The organism is Mesorhizobium comanense (assembly GCF_005503535.1).
In the GTDB taxonomy this organism is placed as follows: Bacteria; Pseudomonadota; Alphaproteobacteria; order Rhizobiales; family Rhizobiaceae; genus Mesorhizobium; species Mesorhizobium comanense.
The window spans coordinates 1-16,463 of the sequence record NZ_SCNN01000036.1; the positions used below are offsets into that span (position 1 = coordinate 1).

The 16,463-nt window shown below is 58.7% G+C and carries 16 protein-coding genes; 10 read left to right on the forward strand and 6 right to left on the reverse strand.

Features of this window, described 5'->3' with window-relative positions; translation table 11 throughout:
• Positions 1-262: DUF488 domain-containing protein (locus FFS37_RS32980; RefSeq protein WP_137935114.1), on the forward strand; the 262-nt coding region annotated here is incomplete at its 5' end.
• Positions 263-267: 5 nt separating this feature from the next.
• Here FFS37_RS32980 and FFS37_RS32985 read toward each other — a convergent pair.
• The 4 genes from FFS37_RS32985 to FFS37_RS33000 all read right to left on the reverse strand — a co-directional run bounded on the left by FFS37_RS32985 (position 268) and on the right by FFS37_RS33000 (position 3,584).
• Positions 268-480: a hypothetical protein gene (locus FFS37_RS32985; protein WP_137935115.1), complete on the reverse strand. Its 213-nt coding sequence runs from the start codon at positions 478-480 to the stop codon at positions 268-270.
• Positions 481-522: 42 nt separating this feature from the next.
• On the reverse strand, positions 523-930 hold the full coding sequence (locus FFS37_RS32990; protein ID WP_137935116.1) for a c-type cytochrome: 408 nt from the start codon (positions 928-930) through the stop codon (positions 523-525).
• A 117-nt stretch (positions 931-1,047) separates the two neighbouring features.
• Entirely contained in the window at positions 1,048-2,817 is a 1,770-nt protein-coding gene (locus FFS37_RS32995; RefSeq protein WP_137935117.1) for a GMC family oxidoreductase, read from the reverse strand.
• Between the two features lie 23 nt (positions 2,818-2,840).
• On the reverse strand, positions 2,841-3,584 hold the full coding sequence (locus tag FFS37_RS33000) for a gluconate 2-dehydrogenase subunit 3 family protein (RefSeq protein ID WP_171026519.1): 744 nt from the start codon (positions 3,582-3,584) through the stop codon (positions 2,841-2,843).
• A 339-nt stretch (positions 3,585-3,923) separates the two neighbouring features.
• On the opposite strand from FFS37_RS33000, the gene FFS37_RS33005 reads away from it, so the two are divergent.
• The 7 genes from FFS37_RS33005 to FFS37_RS33035 all read left to right on the forward strand — a co-directional run bounded on the left by FFS37_RS33005 (position 3,924) and on the right by FFS37_RS33035 (position 8,764).
• Positions 3,924-4,778 carry a LysR family transcriptional regulator gene (locus tag FFS37_RS33005; RefSeq protein WP_137935119.1) on the forward strand — a complete coding sequence of 285 codons (855 nt, stop codon included), beginning with the start codon at positions 3,924-3,926 and terminating at the stop codon, positions 4,776-4,778.
• Between the two features lie 463 nt (positions 4,779-5,241).
• On the forward strand, positions 5,242-5,895 hold the full coding sequence (locus FFS37_RS33010) for a BON domain-containing protein (protein WP_137935120.1): 654 nt from the start codon (positions 5,242-5,244) through the stop codon (positions 5,893-5,895).
• A 453-nt stretch (positions 5,896-6,348) separates the two neighbouring features.
• On the forward strand, positions 6,349-6,639 hold the full coding sequence (locus FFS37_RS33015; RefSeq protein ID WP_137935149.1) for a DUF6522 family protein: 291 nt from the start codon (positions 6,349-6,351) through the stop codon (positions 6,637-6,639).
• A 62-nt stretch (positions 6,640-6,701) separates the two neighbouring features.
• Positions 6,702-7,502: a succinate dehydrogenase iron-sulfur subunit gene (locus tag FFS37_RS33020; RefSeq protein WP_408631467.1), complete on the forward strand. Its 801-nt coding sequence runs from the start codon at positions 6,702-6,704 to the stop codon at positions 7,500-7,502.
• A 10-nt stretch (positions 7,503-7,512) separates the two neighbouring features.
• The gene (gene sdhC, locus FFS37_RS33025) at positions 7,513-7,911 is read left to right on the forward strand and encodes a succinate dehydrogenase, cytochrome b556 subunit (RefSeq protein ID WP_210240507.1); all 399 of its coding nucleotides are present in this window, start codon (positions 7,513-7,515) and stop codon (positions 7,909-7,911) included.
• A 4-nt stretch (positions 7,912-7,915) separates the two neighbouring features.
• Complete coding sequence (sdhD, locus tag FFS37_RS33030; RefSeq protein ID WP_137935122.1) at positions 7,916-8,302, forward strand: succinate dehydrogenase, hydrophobic membrane anchor protein; 387 nt, start codon at positions 7,916-7,918, stop codon at positions 8,300-8,302.
• A 21-nt stretch (positions 8,303-8,323) separates the two neighbouring features.
• Positions 8,324-8,764, forward strand: coding sequence for a CBS domain-containing protein (locus FFS37_RS33035; RefSeq protein WP_137935123.1), 441 nt, complete (start codon positions 8,324-8,326; stop codon positions 8,762-8,764).
• 852 nt (positions 8,765-9,616) lie between these two features.
• Here the strand turns inward: FFS37_RS33035 and FFS37_RS33040 are convergent.
• The gene (locus FFS37_RS33040; protein WP_137935124.1) at positions 9,617-9,916 is read right to left on the reverse strand and encodes a DUF1127 domain-containing protein; all 300 of its coding nucleotides are present in this window, start codon (positions 9,914-9,916) and stop codon (positions 9,617-9,619) included.
• A 528-nt stretch (positions 9,917-10,444) separates the two neighbouring features.
• Between FFS37_RS33040 and FFS37_RS33045 the strand changes: the two genes are divergently transcribed.
• On the forward strand, positions 10,445-11,563 hold the full coding sequence (locus tag FFS37_RS33045; protein ID WP_137935125.1) for a baeRF11 domain-containing protein: 1,119 nt from the start codon (positions 10,445-10,447) through the stop codon (positions 11,561-11,563).
• Between the two features lie 246 nt (positions 11,564-11,809).
• Positions 11,810-12,328 carry a hypothetical protein gene (locus tag FFS37_RS33050; protein WP_137935126.1) on the forward strand — a complete coding sequence of 173 codons (519 nt, stop codon included), beginning with the start codon at positions 11,810-11,812 and terminating at the stop codon, positions 12,326-12,328.
• 182 nt (positions 12,329-12,510) lie between these two features.
• Here FFS37_RS33050 and FFS37_RS36315 read toward each other — a convergent pair whose 3' ends face one another.
• Positions 12,511-16,461, reverse strand: a complete 3,951-nt coding sequence (locus tag FFS37_RS36315; protein WP_232375866.1) for a GH36-type glycosyl hydrolase domain-containing protein — start codon at positions 16,459-16,461, stop codon at positions 12,511-12,513.
• Positions 16,462-16,463 lie beyond the last annotated feature (2 nt).

The window sequence follows — 16,463 nt, forward strand, 5'->3', positions numbered from 1 at the left end:
CAAGAAGACCGAAGCAGCGATCGACCATTGGATGAAGGAACTTGCGCCAAGCACCGAGCTTCGGAAATGGTTCGGACACGATCCAGCCCGATGGGAGGAATTTCGCCGGCGGTACGCAGCAGAAATTCACGAGCATCGCGATGACCTCGACCGCTTGCGTGGCCTGATACGGGAAGGCACGGTCACACTCGTCTACTCGGCTCACGACGAGGCGCACAACGATGCCATCGTTCTCAGGGAGATCTTGCTGACACATCGATAGACAGGTCATGTCCGGCCCGTCTCTGCGTCGCCGACAGCATCGAGAAGGTCGGAGAATTCGTTTCTAAGGATTGCCTCGTCGGCTGCGTCGGACACGAACACGAAGGTGTCGCCGCGATATCGCTCGATCCAGTGATGACCGGTGCCATGGCTGCGCAGGTAGTCACCGATCTGATGGATCGTGGAACGGCCAAGACCCTGGTGCAGGAGAAATTTCATCAATGTTGAGCTTTTGCAGGCGGGACAGGTCGCGCGCCTGGCTCAGGGGCCGACCTTTTGGCCCTGAGCATCGAACTGTTTGAGATAGGCGATCACGTCGGCGATCTCCTGGTCCTTGTTGAGACCGGCGAATGTCATCTTTGTGCCGGGCACCAGTTTGCGCGGCGCGTGCAGATAGGTCGCCAGCGTCGGTTCATCCCAGGTCAGACCCGAATTCTTGTTCGCCGTGGAATAACTGTAATCGGGATACACGCCGGCCGCTCGACCGACGACCCCATTCAAGACCGGACCTACTCCGTTCTTTGCGTCAGGGCCGACCTTGTGGCAGGCCATGCACCTCCTGAAGACGACAGCGCCGGCTTCGGCGTTGCCGGGGGACGAGTCCTGCGCATGGGCCGAGCCGACTGCAGTGAGAATTGCAGTCATCAATCCAAGCAAGGTCGATTTCATGGTTGCTTCTTTCAGTCAGCGGCGGGCCGGTTCCTGCCGAACCGGCCCCCCTGCAATATGGGGTTCGAAACACGCCCAGCCTGCCGGATCCGAACCGCGGATCCGGCAGGCGTTGCCTCAGGAGGGAACTAGTGGGCCGGGGTTCTTCAGATACTGGTTCTTGATCGCGTCCACCGCCCAGTAGGCAAGAGCGCCTACCGGTCCGGTCGGGTTCTTCCCGGCGTTCTGGGGAAACACGCAAGCGCCTGTGACGAACACGTTCGGAACATCCCAGACCTGAAGATATTTGTTCAGAACGCTGGTGTTCGGGTCGGCTCCGAAGACTGCCCCGCCTGTGTTGTGCGTGCTCTGATAAGGCACGATCGAATAGGGCACGGGGGGAATGCTCCGATCGACCTTGGTCGCACCCATCTCCTTGGCGATCTTTACGCAGATGTCAGCCTGGCCGTTCATCTGCTTTACCTCATTGTCCTGGAAGTCGAACGTCATCCTCATCAGTGGGCGGCCAAAGACGTCGGTGTAGGTCGGATCGAGGCTGAGATAGTTCTGTCGGTAGGCCATCACGGCGCCTTGATTGCCAACGCTGGCCGCGTGGTCATAATTGTCGACCACTGCCTTCTTCCATTCGGAGCCCCAACGCGGCGTGCCGTGCGGCGTTGGATGCGATTGGATAGGCCGGGCGCCCGAGTTGCTGCAACTGATGCCGCCGCCGCCGATGTAGCCAGCCTTCACGAAATCGTAGTTGTCGCCGTTGAAATCATCCATGGTCGTGCCGAGCGCGCCTGCGCCCATGAAGCGATTCAAGATGGTTTCCTTGTCGAAGAAGGCCGTAGCTCCGCCACCGCATTGATAGGCATAGTTGCGACCGACCACACCCCTTCCCGTTGCCGGGTCATAAGGCACGCCGATTCCCGAATGCAGCAGCAGGTTGACGTTACCGAGGGCATAGGCCGAGAGGATGATGAGGTCTGCAGGCTGTTCGAACTCCCGCCCGCGTGCGTCGAGATAGGTGACGCTGACCGCCTTCTTGCGGGTCGAGTCGAGATTGACCTTCAGCACGATCGAGTTGGTGCGCAGTTCGAAATGCGGGTTCTCCAACGCCAGTGGGATGACGGTGAAGTGCGGGCTCGCCTTGGCATTCGCCTCACAGCCGAAACGCTCGCAGAAGCCACAATAGTGACACTGGCCGAAGGCCACGCCATCGGGATTGACGTAATCCCGTGACGCGTTTGACGAAGGATTGGGGAAAGGGTGGTAGCCGAGATTGCGGGCCGCCTTCTCGAACATCACCATGCTCTGCGCGGCAATCATCGGCGGATTGGGGTACTCGTCCTTTCGCGATCCCTCGAAGATGTTGCCACCATCGATCTTTCGGCCATTAATATTGCCGGCCTTGCCGGAGGTGCCGCAGGTTTTTTCGAACTTGTCGTAATAGGGCTCGAGATCGTCATAGGTGATTGGCCAGTCCTGCAAATGCATGTCCGAAGGGATGATCTTTTCGCCATATTTGTCGACCGTGCGGGTGCGCGCCTGGTGGTCCCATTCGAGCCAGCGCCAGGTGACGCCGTTCCAGTGCACGCCGGCACCGCCGACGCCCTGGCCGGGCAGGAACGAGCCAAGCTGCCGCATCGGCAGCGCCGTTTGCGATTCACGGTTGCGGAAGGTGATGGTTTCCCGCCGCACATTCTGCATGAGATCGTAGCGGGCGGCGTAGCGCAGTTCGTCATGGATCTGCGGGTCGATGAAATCCGGATTGGTGTCACGAGGGCCTCCCCGTTCAAGGGCGACGATTTTCAGCTTCGTCGACGCGAGCTCCTTGGCGATGATGCCGCCTGTCCATCCAAGGCCGACAATCAGGACATCGACAGCGTTGAGTTTGGTGGCCATGTTATAGTCTCCTTTTCCGTCGGCTAGATGAGGTCCTGAATGCCTTTGGGTTCAGCCTTGTAGGGCCTGTTCCGGAACGGTTCGATCTTGTCCATGTACATGGCGTCGGCGCCTGGGAACCCGATCATCTTCCAGGCCGCCCTGTCCTTGTTCCCGCCATACATCGGGTCGGCGAAATAACCCTCGATCGTCAGCTGAAGCAGCAGTCCGAAGAAGGTCGCGGTGGGCACGGTTGGGAGCTCGATCTTCTCGCTCTCGAGATCGGACAGCACCGCGGCACGATCTTTTGCCGAAAGGCCGTCGAAAGTGCTCTTGTGGTTTTTCTGCACGAAGGCATTGACGTCGGCGATGCCGGCCCGGATCAGTTCCGATGGCGTCATCGGCAACTGATAGCCCTGCTCGGGCGTACCCTCGCCAAATGGTCCTTCCAGATACAGGCGGTCACCCTTGCCGTATCCACCTGCCATCTGCCGGTCGATGTAGGTCGCAACGCCAAGTTCCTTGGCGCCGGGGCCCGTTGAATCGCTTGGAAGGAGCGTATCGACTGCCGCTTCGATGAAGGCGGATTCGTCTACATTGAAGAATTCATAGCCAGAACCTCCAACATGAGGTGTGGTGGCAGCGGCCACGCGGTGATGTTTTGTATTTGCGGCGGTCGCAGCCATGATTTCGTCCGCCGATGCGGATCCGCCAAGCGGCAGAGTACTCGCTGCCGCTCCGGCAGCTCCGGCCGCGCCGAACAGCTTCAGAAAGTCGCGCCGCCCCACATCGCCTTGGCTCTTTTCTCTCGTCGACATGATTACTCCTATGACGCTGCAGGCAAAACGATGGGGACGATGGAGAGAGCTTGCGCTCGCTCCAACCGGCGCTGCGCAGCATCCAGCGCTAAGCTTGGTGGATTTCCCCGAAGCCTAGTGCTCGCGCTTGCTATCTAGCAAACGAATTTAATCGACAAATCAGTGCAGTTTTTATGATAGATGGGAGCGTTGATTGCCATCGGACCGCGATACCGCTCGCTCGGATGGCCGCGTCGAGAAATCCAGAGAGTTCATTTCTGAGGGCAATTTAATTGACAATTAAACGCAATTTTTATGTTATGATAGCCTATGGATGTCGAGTTCGCCCGCTCTTTTCTTGAGATTGTTTCCAGCGGAAGCTTCATTCGAGCTTCAAGGCGTTTGAATGTTGCTCAGACGACCGTGAGCGCGCGAATTCGCAGCCTCGAGCAACAACGAGGTCGACCGCTTTTCGTCCGAAACAAAGGCGGAGCTTCGCTCACTCCCGCCGGCGAGCAGTTTCTTCGTCACGCTCCGATGTTCGTCCAGCTATGGCAGCGCACGCTCCATCAGGTTGCTGTCCCGCCCGGCCGTCGTGCTGTTCTGACCGTCGGCAGCGAAGTCAGTCTTGCTCAACCTCTTCTGCTTGACTGGGTTCGATGGATGCGTCGATCCCTTCCGGATATCGCGCTTCGGGTACACGTCGATGTGCCGCAGGATTTGATCAATCAAGTCGCATCCGGGCTCGTCGACGTGGCAGTCATGTATGCGCCCCAGCATCGGCCCGGCCTGAAGATCGATCTGCTCATGGACGAAAAACTCGTTCTCGTGACAACCAACCCTGAAGCAAGCCTGGTGGACAGCGTAGAGTACGTGCACGTAGATTGGGGGCCGGATTTTACGCTTCATCATGGGATGAATTTCCCGGATGTCGCGCCAGACCTTTTGATGGATCTTGGCCCGCTTGCGCTCAATTATATTCTTTCGGCTGGCGGCTCCGGTTATTTCAGGATGAGCGTGGTCCAACCTCATATTGAGGCTGGTCAGCTTCATCTCGTGCCCGAAGCGCCGCAGTTTTCCTACCCGGTCTATGCGGTGCAATCTGCGAACGCTGATGAAACCGTATTGGGCCCTGCCTTGGCTGGACTGCATTCCATTTCAAATGGCAACGCCGAACCGGCATAATCCGCGTTTCCCCCGACATTGCTGGCTGCTTGAAGCGCTGTCCCTCTTGTCGATGCTGAAAGTCGTCCCGGCCGGAACATGAGATCGACTGTCGTTCCAGCCCCTCGCTCGCTGGCAATGCGGACCTCCCGCTTTGTCGAAAGGCCACTTTACGAACGAGGCGATCACCCCGCTCGGCCGGGCACGAAGACTTCATCGGAAACACATGGAAAATCAAAAAGGGAAGAGCCGCGTTGTGTCGGCATTCGAACCGAAAATGACTGCAAGATAATTGCGTTGAATTCATCATAAATTTCGTTTGCCTTGTTCTGAAGGAATGGCGAGGCTCTAGAAGCGGCGCATCGGCAATATCGGATGCCACTGTTGCCGGGTGCGAGAGCAGTAACGCCGTCCGTCTGCGTCAAGGCGATCTTTCTCGAGGCGTGCAGGTGCCGAGTGTTGATCCACTATAAGGAACTGTGACATGCGATTCGACAGAGATATTAAACAAGACTTAGAAAACGAACTTAAATGGGACCCCGACATCAATGCCACCGACGTCGGTGTCACCGTCAAAAAGGGCGTCGTCTCGCTTACGGGCTACGTCCCTTTCTATATGCAGAAGTACGAGGCGGAGAATGCGGCGAAGCGGGTCAAAGGTGTCCTCGGCATTGCCAACGACATTGAAGTTCAGCTTCCATCCAGCCATCAAAAGACAGATCCGGAACTCGCGCGGGCCGCAATCGAGGCGATCTCAATCGAGCTACCCGCTTCCCACGAGCGGTTCAAGGTCATCGCGAAAGATGGTTGGCTTACCCTGGAAGGCGACGCCGAATGGCAATATCAGCGCAATCAGGCTGAATCCGCCACGCGCAAACTGCACGGTGTCAAAGGCGTCATTAATCGCGTGGTGCTGAAGCCGCGCGTGGCACCTGTGGAGATCAAGGCGAAGATCGAAACCGCGTTCAAGCGAAGCGCCGAGCTCGACGCGCAGCAGATCAGCGTCACCGCCGATGGTGGCGAAGTGATCCTCGCCGGAGCCGTAAGCTCGTGGTCGGAAAAGCAGGAGGCCGAGCGAACCGCCTGGCGAGCGCCCGGCGTCGTCAGGGTCCACAACCATATCAACATTGTCGGCTAGATCATCGCCTTCGGAGAACGAGGATGTCACCAATCCTGCTGTTGTGTCGCAGTCGCATAGGTCAATCCGGTCGTCGCTTGAGGCCAATGCGTTGCGCACTGCCCGCCACTGCAAACTTTTCCGTCATTTGCGGCGAAGCGATGGCCTTCGTTCCAGAGCACTTCCGACCGTTAGACGCTGGCCGGTTCACATTCAGGCAACAGGATCCTTTTCGCCGGACCGGTGTTGCCGGCGCGGTCCGCCGGCGTCCGCTTTTGCAGCCCGGAGCGATATTGATTTCTTAAGTGAAGAAGGGAAGCGGGCACTGTCGCGTCATGGGTTGGAACTGCTGATGAATCGCGATAGCCGACGCTGGTTCGAGTCTGACGTGGGACCGCCCAGCTGTCTCCTGCCGATACTGATCGGCGCACTACAAATGGCAGCCCGTGAAGGGCCGCCGCACAGTGATTGATGATGGCGACGATCAAATTCGAAGACGATGAAGTGCAGGTCGATGCCGCGATCATTGGCATGGGGCTCGGTGTTGACCCTTCGGTTGTCCAGCCTCTCATTCGGGAAGGCAAGATAGCGAGCAGGCATGAGCGCGGAGAAGGTGCAGATGCCGGGCGCTTACGGCTGACATTCTTTTTAGGCAATCGTCGGTTCCAGGTCATTGTCGACGACGCCGGACGGATCATCCGGCGATCTGCCGTCGATTTTGGCGATCGCGCTCTGCCCAGGGCTCTTCGAAGGCCAAGCGGATGACCGAGGATAAAAGAAGCCCCTTTCTCATCGAATCCTCGGACCAACTCCCCCGAGTGACGGTGTTGAAACGGTTTCCGCTGCCTAGGAAACTCGGCGTCGGTAAAGAATCTCGAATAGGAAAAGGGAAACGCTGGCCTTTGCCTGCGACGGCCGCAGCGCGTGTAAAGACATTCGAGATTTACCGCTACGATCCCGACTCCGGCGACAATCCGGTCATAGACATCTTTGAAATCGATCTCGACGACTGCGGCCCGATGGTTCTGGACGCCCTCATATGGATCAAGAACAAGGTCGACCCGACCCTGACGTTCCGCCGCTCATGCCGGGAAGGCGTGTGCGGCTCGTGTGCGATGAACATCGACGGTACGAACTGGCTGGCCTGCACAAGATACATAGCCGAAACGGACGGGTCAGCGACGATCTATCCCTTGAGCAATCTGAGGATCATCAAGGATCTGGTTCCAGATCTCACACATATGTTTGCCCAATACAGCCTCATCGAGCCCTGGCTCCACTCCAAGGCGCCTGCGCCGGAACGGGAGCGCCTTCAGTCTCCGGCCGAAAGAGCTGAGCTTGACGGCTACTATGAGTGCATTCTCTGCTTCTGCTGCACGTCGGGGTGCCCCAGTCATTGGTGGAATGGCGATCGCTTCCTCGGCCCTGCCGCGCTGCTGCATGCCTACCGCTGGCTCATTGACAGCCGCGACGAGGCGACTGGCGAGCGGCTCGATGATCTGGAGGATCCTTTCCGGCTCTACCGATGCCACACGATTCTCAACTGTACGCGCACCTGCCCCAAGGGACTGAATCCTGGAAAGGCAATCGCCGAGATCAAGAAAATGATTGTCGAGCGGACAGGCTGAGGGGAAAGAAGTGAAGACTATTGCCAGCCGCAGGCGGCCGCTCTCGCCCAACATTCAGATCTACCGACCGCAGCTTACCTCGGTTCTCTCGATCGTCAATCGCGTCACCGGCGTTGTCCTGAGCGCCTTTGCGGTGTTCCTGGTGATCTGGCTCTCTGCCGCCGCCACCGGCCCGCAAGCATTCGCCACGGTTCAAAGCGTCATAGGATCCTGGATCGGACAGTTCTTAATGATTGGAGGCGTGTTTTCCTTCTTCATGCATCTCTGCGGCGGGATCCGGCATTTGTTTTGGGACGCGGGATATGGTTTTCACCTTCGCACGATCTATGCCTCCGGCTGGGCAGTGGTAATAGCCAGCTTTTTGCTCACCGGAGCAACATGGGCGCTCAGCACCTACATGGCAGGGTAGAAAGTTGCACAAGCGGCATACGCGCTCACCATTAAGCCGCGCGACTGGGCTTGGCTCGGCCAGCAAAGGCGTCGGGCATTGGTGGGCCGAGCGCATGACGGCTATTGCGCTGATCCCGCTGACAGTATGGTTCCTGGCGTCTGTGATCACCCTCACTGGCAGGGACCATGCTGGTGTCGTCACCTGGCTCAGGACGCCGTCCGCTACGATCTGTATGGTGCTGCTGCTAGTGGCGCTGTTTTATCACATGGCCCTAGGACTTCAGGTTGTAATCGAGGACTACGTTCATTCCGGAGCGAGATTTCCGGTGTTGATAGCGATTCGCTTGGGCTGCTTCGCGCTGGCCGTAACGGGCATTGTCGTCACGTTGCGTATCTCCTTGGGCGGCTGATGGAGGGGAAAGGACGAACAAATGCTCGTTGATAGAGTCGTGCCCATTGCCCACAAGAGGCTTGCCACTATTGGATATGATGCGCCCTTGCTTGAAGCAGCGCGACTGCTTGGCGGCTCATCGGACCTGGTCGTTGTCTGCGGCCCCGATGGACTTTTGAAGGGCGTGATTACGAAAACGGACATCGTAAGGCAGGTCGGCCGATGCCAAGGTTCAACCTGCCAGATCGCGGTATCGTCGGTTATGACCGAAGATGTCGTCATCTGCCGGCCGACGGACTGGTTGCACGACGTCTGGTCGATCATGAAGGAGCGCCGGCTGAAAAACATTCCCGTCACCGATGCGGAGTCTCGACCGATCGGAGTGCTCAACGCGCGAGATGCGCTTGAGGCCCTCATGCTGGAGGTGGAACAAGAAGAGACGCTTTTGCGCGATTATGTGATGTGTGTTGGCTATCGCTGATAGTGGCGGCCGAGACCGAGTAGCTTTGATGCCATCATCGAATAGTCTGCGGGCAGTTTGATCCGTCGCTCGCGTCAGTCTAGCGTAACCACGAGTTCATCCAGGCGCTCGTCGCCGGTCAACTCGACCCAGAGCGGACGCTGAACGAGCACGATCCCATCCAGCTGTGCCGAAGCCACCCGGCGGGAGAACCCATTCAGGTTTTCGCCCTTTTTTCGCAGGCGGGCAGAATGGCGACGAAGAGTGACCTCGAAACCTGGCCAACTGCTCGGAATACAAGGGATGGAGAGACAACTCCCTCAAACCGCACCCCCAGGATGCTTTCGAATTTGCCGACCGAGGTGAGTCGAAGTCGCATGAGATGTAGTTCGGAACACGAGACACGATCTGCGCCGATAGACAATTTGCGCGTGGCATCACGACGATTCTGGGCCGCCTTACGGCTTCCCTTCCGTGGCCGCACAGAGGTCACCGCTTGAGTCACGACGCCTTTGCTCCGCGTAACTCCCACCGGACATCGAGAGGATAGCCACAGTGGCCCACATAGCGGCAAACACCGGCATGATAGAAAAAAGAAAGCCCGTCCCCAGCGGGTCACGCCTTCTGTCACCTGCGTAAGGAATTTCAGGCAGCGGCGAAGGACTGTCCAATATTTGTCCCTCATCCCATACGGCAATGCAGACGTCATACGGCGGTTCGCTCCTCCGGCGGAACTCTAAACGACGCTTTGGTTCGACCATGGAGGGAAACAGGTCGGGAAAGTCTGCGGAGGAGATCATAGGTCGGTGTTCTCTGTTGATCGATTCGCGTAAATGGCCTGGCGATGAGGTCTCTGGCGCAGGTCAGTGGTCGTCATGCTGCCTCCCGTAGCGGGTTGCTTCTGCATTCCGGTGCCGCGACAAGCGTTCGCAGACACGCCGTCTCGGCGTATTGAGAGCTCAACCCGTCAATCACTTGCGGAATTTCGCTGCGCAAGATGCCAATGTCTGCAAGCATTCTGTCGTCCAAGCGTTCAAGCTGATTGATCGCCTTGCGCCGCTGTCTACCCTCGAAAGGCGCAAGAACCAGCCGATGCAGAAATCCCGGCTTTTTCTGCTGCGCTGGATCGGACAGGATACGGCTCTGCACTTGTGTTCTCAGGTGATCGGACATGTCGCTCTCCATTGTCGAAAATACTGTTGGCGCGGAATTGGCGCTCGCCGCATCCAGGTGGGCGGAACGGCGCGAACGGCTACTGAGGTTCGACAAGCCGAGGATCCGGTCTGGATTGCCCGAAAGTCATTCCCCAGTCGGCGACTAAGTGCCGTCCTGTTCATTTGATCGGTGAGGGATCAGAAAGCATGCCCCGAGGCGGTAACAGACGCGAGCGTCGGCCCGCTCGGGGCTACGAGCGGTTCAGTAGCGAGCCTGCGAAAAGCAGGAACCTCCTATGATGACTGAACGAGACCATTACTCCGATATAGTCCTTGAATATGATCTTTCAATCCGAAGCCGCCCTGTTGCGACATTTCGACACGAAATGCTGTGCGGGTATTTTGATAATCGAATCCACAATTCTCCATAATTCTTTCGAGCGTGCGACATAAAGCTCGGCCAGTTCGGATGGATCCTAAAAATAGATGTGAACACCTATATCAAAGGGACTGGTTTCTAACCGAACGCCCTTCAGGAGAATGATGCATGCTGTACGTTGACACGCCTACGTCTAGAGAATTCGGTGATCTCAATCAGGTCCGATCGGATGCTTGCGTCTCGATTTATCTACACACCACTCCGCTTACTCGTGAGATCAGGAAAAGCCGGATTAATCTTGGCAATCTGGTAAAGAACGCCATCAGCCAGCTAGAAGCGGCGGGCTTCGACAAGCGACGCATATGGCCATTGCAGGAACAGTTCGACCATCTTCTGGTCGATGACGCGTTCTGGTTACGTCAGGCACGCAGCCTGGCAATCCTCGCAACGCCCGACCTCATCCGAACCTATCGTCTGGCCAACAAATTGATCGATATGGTCGAAGTTTCTGACCGCTTCCATCTCAAGCCCCTGATGCGTGCGATCACGTTTCCGCATGCCGCCCATGTTTTGGCTATTTCGGAAAATGCGGTGAGATTGATCGAGGTCTCTTCAGATCTGCCTGCCGCCGAAATCAGGGTTTCCAATCTGCCGAAGGATGCCGCCAGCGCCGTTGGCAAATCAACTATCAACGATCGCACGGCCAGTGGGCGCATTCAGGGTTCCGAGGGGCAGAAGGTTCGCCTCGCGCAATACATTCGCAAGGTTGATGCCGCGTTGAGACCTGTTCTCATGCACTCGGAAATCCCAGTGATTCTGGCAGCGACCCAGCCGGTGGAATCCTTGTTCCGTTCCCTGAGCGCCATCCCCGCACTTCCCGAAACCATTTCAGGAAGCCCGGACCGTTTGAGTGAGGCTGAACTGGCAAGTGCGGCAAGACCAGTCCTCGACGTCCACTACAAAAACGTGATCGCTAGCTTCCATCGCAGTTTCGAGCAACGCGCAAGCCAGAATCGAACAACCACGGATGTGTCCGACGCGGCGCGGGCGGCTACATTTGGTGGCGTAGAGCATTTGCTGGTTAATATCGATACCGTCGTCGATGGTTTCGTCGATGAGGAAACGGGTGCTGTGACTTTCAACACGAAGGGCGATGCTGCCAACTACGGCGTGGTCGATGAGATCGCCAGGCGCGCGTTGTGTTCGGGGGCTCGAATCCTGGGCGTTCGGCGCGAAGAGATCCCTGACGGCAAGGAATTGGCTGCGATTTTACGCTATCCCATGTAACCATGATGAAGTACGCATGTCTATCGTTCCTCCCGTTTCAAACGGATCGGACCTACAAATCCGTCTTCATCTGACGGCGAACTGGCCTGGGGTCACAGTCGTGACGACCGGATCGCCCCCGCTTTGCCGGAAAGCGTGAAGGCGGGTCCCATCTGCAAACAGGCCAGATAGGCGCTCGCTCGCAAAAGTCCAATGTCAACGCAGATGTCGATGCGCGTTCTTGCTCGGATCGGTTGGAGAAATTCAATGTTCAATACAGATTTCTGTCAGCGAACCACCAAGGATTATACTTTCCTCGAAATCATCCAGGAGCGGTCTTTCGGAATCGATGATCTGATGAGTCGATCCTTCGTCGGAGGCCAGAGTGATGTACCGAGACGATATTTCGTCAACTGTGGTAACCCTGGCGGCCGAATGATCTTTAGCATCGACAACGGACCGACAGAAGCGCGCATTGTCGCGGGTGAGGACATGCGCGGACTGGTCGGTATGATGGTCTTTTTGATCACTCATCCGCGCGGACTGGCCATGTCAGGCGTCACGAAGGGGGTCAGCTTCACCTTGCCGCGCCACAATGGCGTCATGAAGAAGATCAATGTGATCAACGGTTGTCCATCAACTGAGGCGGCAAGACCAGCTTTCTATCAGCAGGGAAGGCCGGTGAGATCATTCCACAGAAAGCCTTACAAATTCTTCGCCGCCTGGACCACGTCGAGCGTACAGGAGAGTCGAAGCCAACGGCTATCGACTTCCTGGCGGCCATAAGCGGGATAAGGAGCGATCCCGCGCAATCTCCCCACCGGCAAGTCGCGCCGGTCTGACGATAGCGTATGGTCACAGGAGTTGTTCCCATGTCTACTTGCCACTCCTCCCATATTGCCCGTCACGTCGATAACATCGCGCTTCAGGATGCAGAATTTCGCGCGATCGGAGGCTCCTCGCTCGCGTCAGCCTAGCGTAATCAGGAGTTCGTGAACGCGCCCGTCGTCGATCAACTCGACCCGGAGGGGACGCTGAGCGAGCAATATCCCATCCAGTTGTGCCGAGGCCACCCCGCGGGAGAACCCATTCGGGTTGTCTACCTTTATTCGCACGCGGGCAGAACGGCGACGGAGAGTGACCTCGAACCCTGGCCAACCGTTCGGGATGCAGGGGTCGAGATGCAGAAACGATCCCTCAAACCGCACCCCCAGGATGCTTTCGAGTCCGGCGCGGTGCATCCAGCCAGCCGAGCCGGTGTACCAAGTCCAGCCGCCATGCCCGATCTGACCGGGCGCTGAATAGATGTCGGCGGCAACCACATAGGGTTCCACCTTGTAGTGTCGGAGTTCGGCCCGCGTGCGGGCGTGGTTGATCGGGTTGAGCTGAGCGAACAAGCCGGCCGCTTTGTCGCCTTGGCCGAGGAGGGCGAAGGCGATGACCGACCACGCTGCGGCATGGGTGTACTGGCCGCCATTCTCACGGATGCCGGGTGGATAGCCCTTGATGTATCCCGGATCGTGCGCCATGTGGTTGAAAGGCGGCGTGAACAACAGCGCCAGACTGTTGTCCTCATCGATCAGTTCGCGTTCGACGGCAACCATGGCTTGGGCCGCGCGCTGAGGCTCGGCGGCGCCGGAAATTACTGCCCAGGATTGCGCGATAGAGTCGATGCGGCATTCATCGTTCGTCGCCGAGCCAATCACGGTGCCGTCGTCGAACCAGGCGCGCCGGTACCAGTCGCCGTCCCATGCTTGGTGTTCGAGCGACTCCCTCAGCGCCGCGGCGTGCGCGCGCCAGGCGTCGGCGCGTGCCGCATCATGACGTGTATCAGCCACCCCAGCAAAGGCGGTCAGGGTCGTATGCATAAACCAAGCCAGCCAGACGCTTTCGCCCTGACCGCCTTCACCCACCCGGTTCATCCCATCGCTCCAGTCGCCACCGCCGATCAGCGGAATACCGTGGCTGCCTACCGCGAGGCTCGCGTCCAGTGCCAGAGCGCAATGCTCATAAAGGCTAGCAGTTCGCACCGAGATAGCAGGTGAGAAGAAATTGTCGCGCTCGTCAGCCGTCAGATTTGGCCCCTCCAGGAAAGGGACGAGTTCATCTAGGAGCGCGGCGTCGCCAGAGACCTCAATGTACTGCGCGACAGCATAAGCGAGCCACGCCTTGTCGTCGGAAATCCGCGTGCGTACGCCCTGGCCGGAATGCGGCAGCCACCAGTGTTGAACATCGCCCTCTGCAAACTGGCGGCCCGCGGCACGAATCAGATGTTCCCGTGTAAGCGAGGGACGGATTGCCGCCAGCGCCATGCCGTCTTGAATCTGGTCGCGGAATCCGTACGCCCCACTCGCCTGATAGAAGGCGGACCGGGCCCAGATGCGACACGCGATTGTCTGATAGAGAAGCCAACCGTTCAGCATGATGTCCATCGACCGATCGGGCGTTTTGACCTGCACCGCGCCGAGAATGTCCTCCCAATGCGCACGCACCTCGTTCAGCACCGCGTCTAGATCGGCCCGACGATACCGCGTGATCAGTTCCGCAGCCTCTCCGGGGCCAGCGGTGTCGCCGAGGAAAAGGACGATTTCGGTTTCGTCTCCTGGAGCGAGCTCGATGATGGTTTGCAAAACGCCGCAAGGGTCGAGGCCGGCGCCGACCGCTCCCGAAAGGCGGACGCCGGCTGCCAGGCCGGCCGGGTCAGCAAGGCCGCCGTTGCGGCCGATGAACTCTCGACGATCGGCCGTCCAGCTTGTTTGACGCCCACCCAGGTCGAGGAAGGCGACCCGAGACCCGAAGGCGGTGCTCCATGGGTTCCGTGCGAAAAGCGCGCCGGACCCAGGATCAATCTCCGTCGAAACGAACGGAGCGGATGAGGCGCGGGAGACGCCGAGTACCCATTCGACATAAGCCGTGACGGACAGCCGGCGACGGCGGCTGGTGGTGTTGCGGAGTTTGAGGCGCGATATCTTGATCGCATCAGTCAAGGGTACATAAACCAGCAGCTCCGACGCGATGCCGTGCGCCTCATGCTCGAACCGGCTGTATCCCCAACCATGCCGGGCTACGAAGGCGCTTGCGTCATCACGGATCGAGGATGCGGTCGGAGACCACAATTCGTCCGTATCCTCATCGCGCAGATAAACCGCTTCGCCCGATCGATCGGCGACTGGATCGTTTGACCACGGCGTCAACTGGTGTTCGCGGCTGTTGACCGACCAGGTGAAGCCGCATCCCTCGGCGGACACTTGAAAACCAAAAGCAGGATTGGCGACAACGTTAATCCAAGGTGCAGGGGTCGACTGACCGGCGCCAAGGACCGTCACGTACTCCTTACCATCATCGGCGAAGCCGCCGAGGCCGTTGAAATATTCAAGCTGCAGGCGCGGCGTCGCAACCGGTTGCAGTGGGCGCCGGGCGCGAGACCTTCGGGCCGGCGGGACCCAGTCGCCGGCATCGGAAATGCGGTTGAGCTGTTCGGCTAACCCGCCATGCTCGGCGACGAGCGCGATCCGCGCGATCGATCCAAGCAGCGCGGCGGTCTCCGTTGGGATCAAATCGGTTCGGAGGACGAACACACGCCCGGCGGAGGCGTCCTGCGAAATATCCGACGAGAGCCCACCGTGGCTGGTCCGCACCAAGGCCTCGAGGGCGTTTTGCAGATCTTGAATGTAAGAGGAGGCGCGCTCGTTGATGATGACAAGGTCCACCGCGAGCCGTTGATGCCGCCAATACTCCATCGCCTGAAGAAGTTGATGCGCGATCCGCATATCGTCCGCATTGGCAATACGCAGGAGGATAATAGGCAGATCCCCGGATATGCCTTGTGCCCAAAGCCCGGGTTGTGCGCCTGCGCCGCGAAGGATTGTCTCCGGCGAGGAGCGCATCGCGGACGTGGCGTAAAGGAGATGGCCCGCCAAGCGCTGAAACAAGGTCGCATCGGCCCGTTTGATCCCGAGGTGGTGAAGTTGCACCTGCGCCTTCGTCCAGGCGAGCGTCGCGGCGCGGTCGAATGCGCTGATGTCGTTCGTCTTGTCGATCAGGTCAAGGACCCCCATCCGTGTTTCCGCGACCACTGTCCAGTATGCAATGCGAACCGTCGCACCAGGAGCGAGGCGCACGCGACGCCGCAGGGCGAAGATGGGATCGAGGACCGATCCTGTCGATCCGGACAGGAGCCGACCGTCGATCACGGCGGCAGGGTTGCGAACGCCTCGTCCTCGGCCGAGGAAGCGGCTTCGGTCAGTTTCAAATTCTGGCTTTCCTACACTCGCGCCCTCAACCACCGAATGATGCGCAGCCCAGATTTCAGGTTCGTCCGGCGAGCGCCGCCGCCGCGTGGCCAGGATGGCCCCCGGACGCGTATCGTACTCGGTCTGGACGAAAAGTTTCGCGAAGGCTGGATGGGCGGTATCGGTGGCCGGGGGTGCCATGACCACCTCGGCGTAGGATGTGACCTCGATGTCTCGCGAGCGACTGCCGGAATTGGTGACGGTCACACGGCGTACCTCAGCGTCGTCCCCCGCTGAAACAACAACTTCGAGGATGGTGCTCAACTCGCCGTCGCGCCGCGAAAAAGATGCACGATCCGCGCTGAAAGTGACCGCGTAATGATCCGGCTCAACGCCGGTCGGGGCGATCCCTGCAGACCAGACTTCATCGCTCTCGATGTCCCTGAAATAAATGTAGGATCCCCAATCATCGCAGGTGGCATCCTCCCGCCAGCGTGTAACAGCCAGTGACCCGAAACGGCTGTATCCGGAGCCGGCGGCTGTCAGCATGACGCTGTAACGGCCGTTGGAGAGCAGGTGCGTTGCCGGCGTCGCGGCATGAGGATCGACGCGCCGCGAAGCCTCGGGCAGATCAAATTCCCGGATCTTCGCTACGGACGTCCCCTCGCTGGCCCAAGGCGACTGCACAG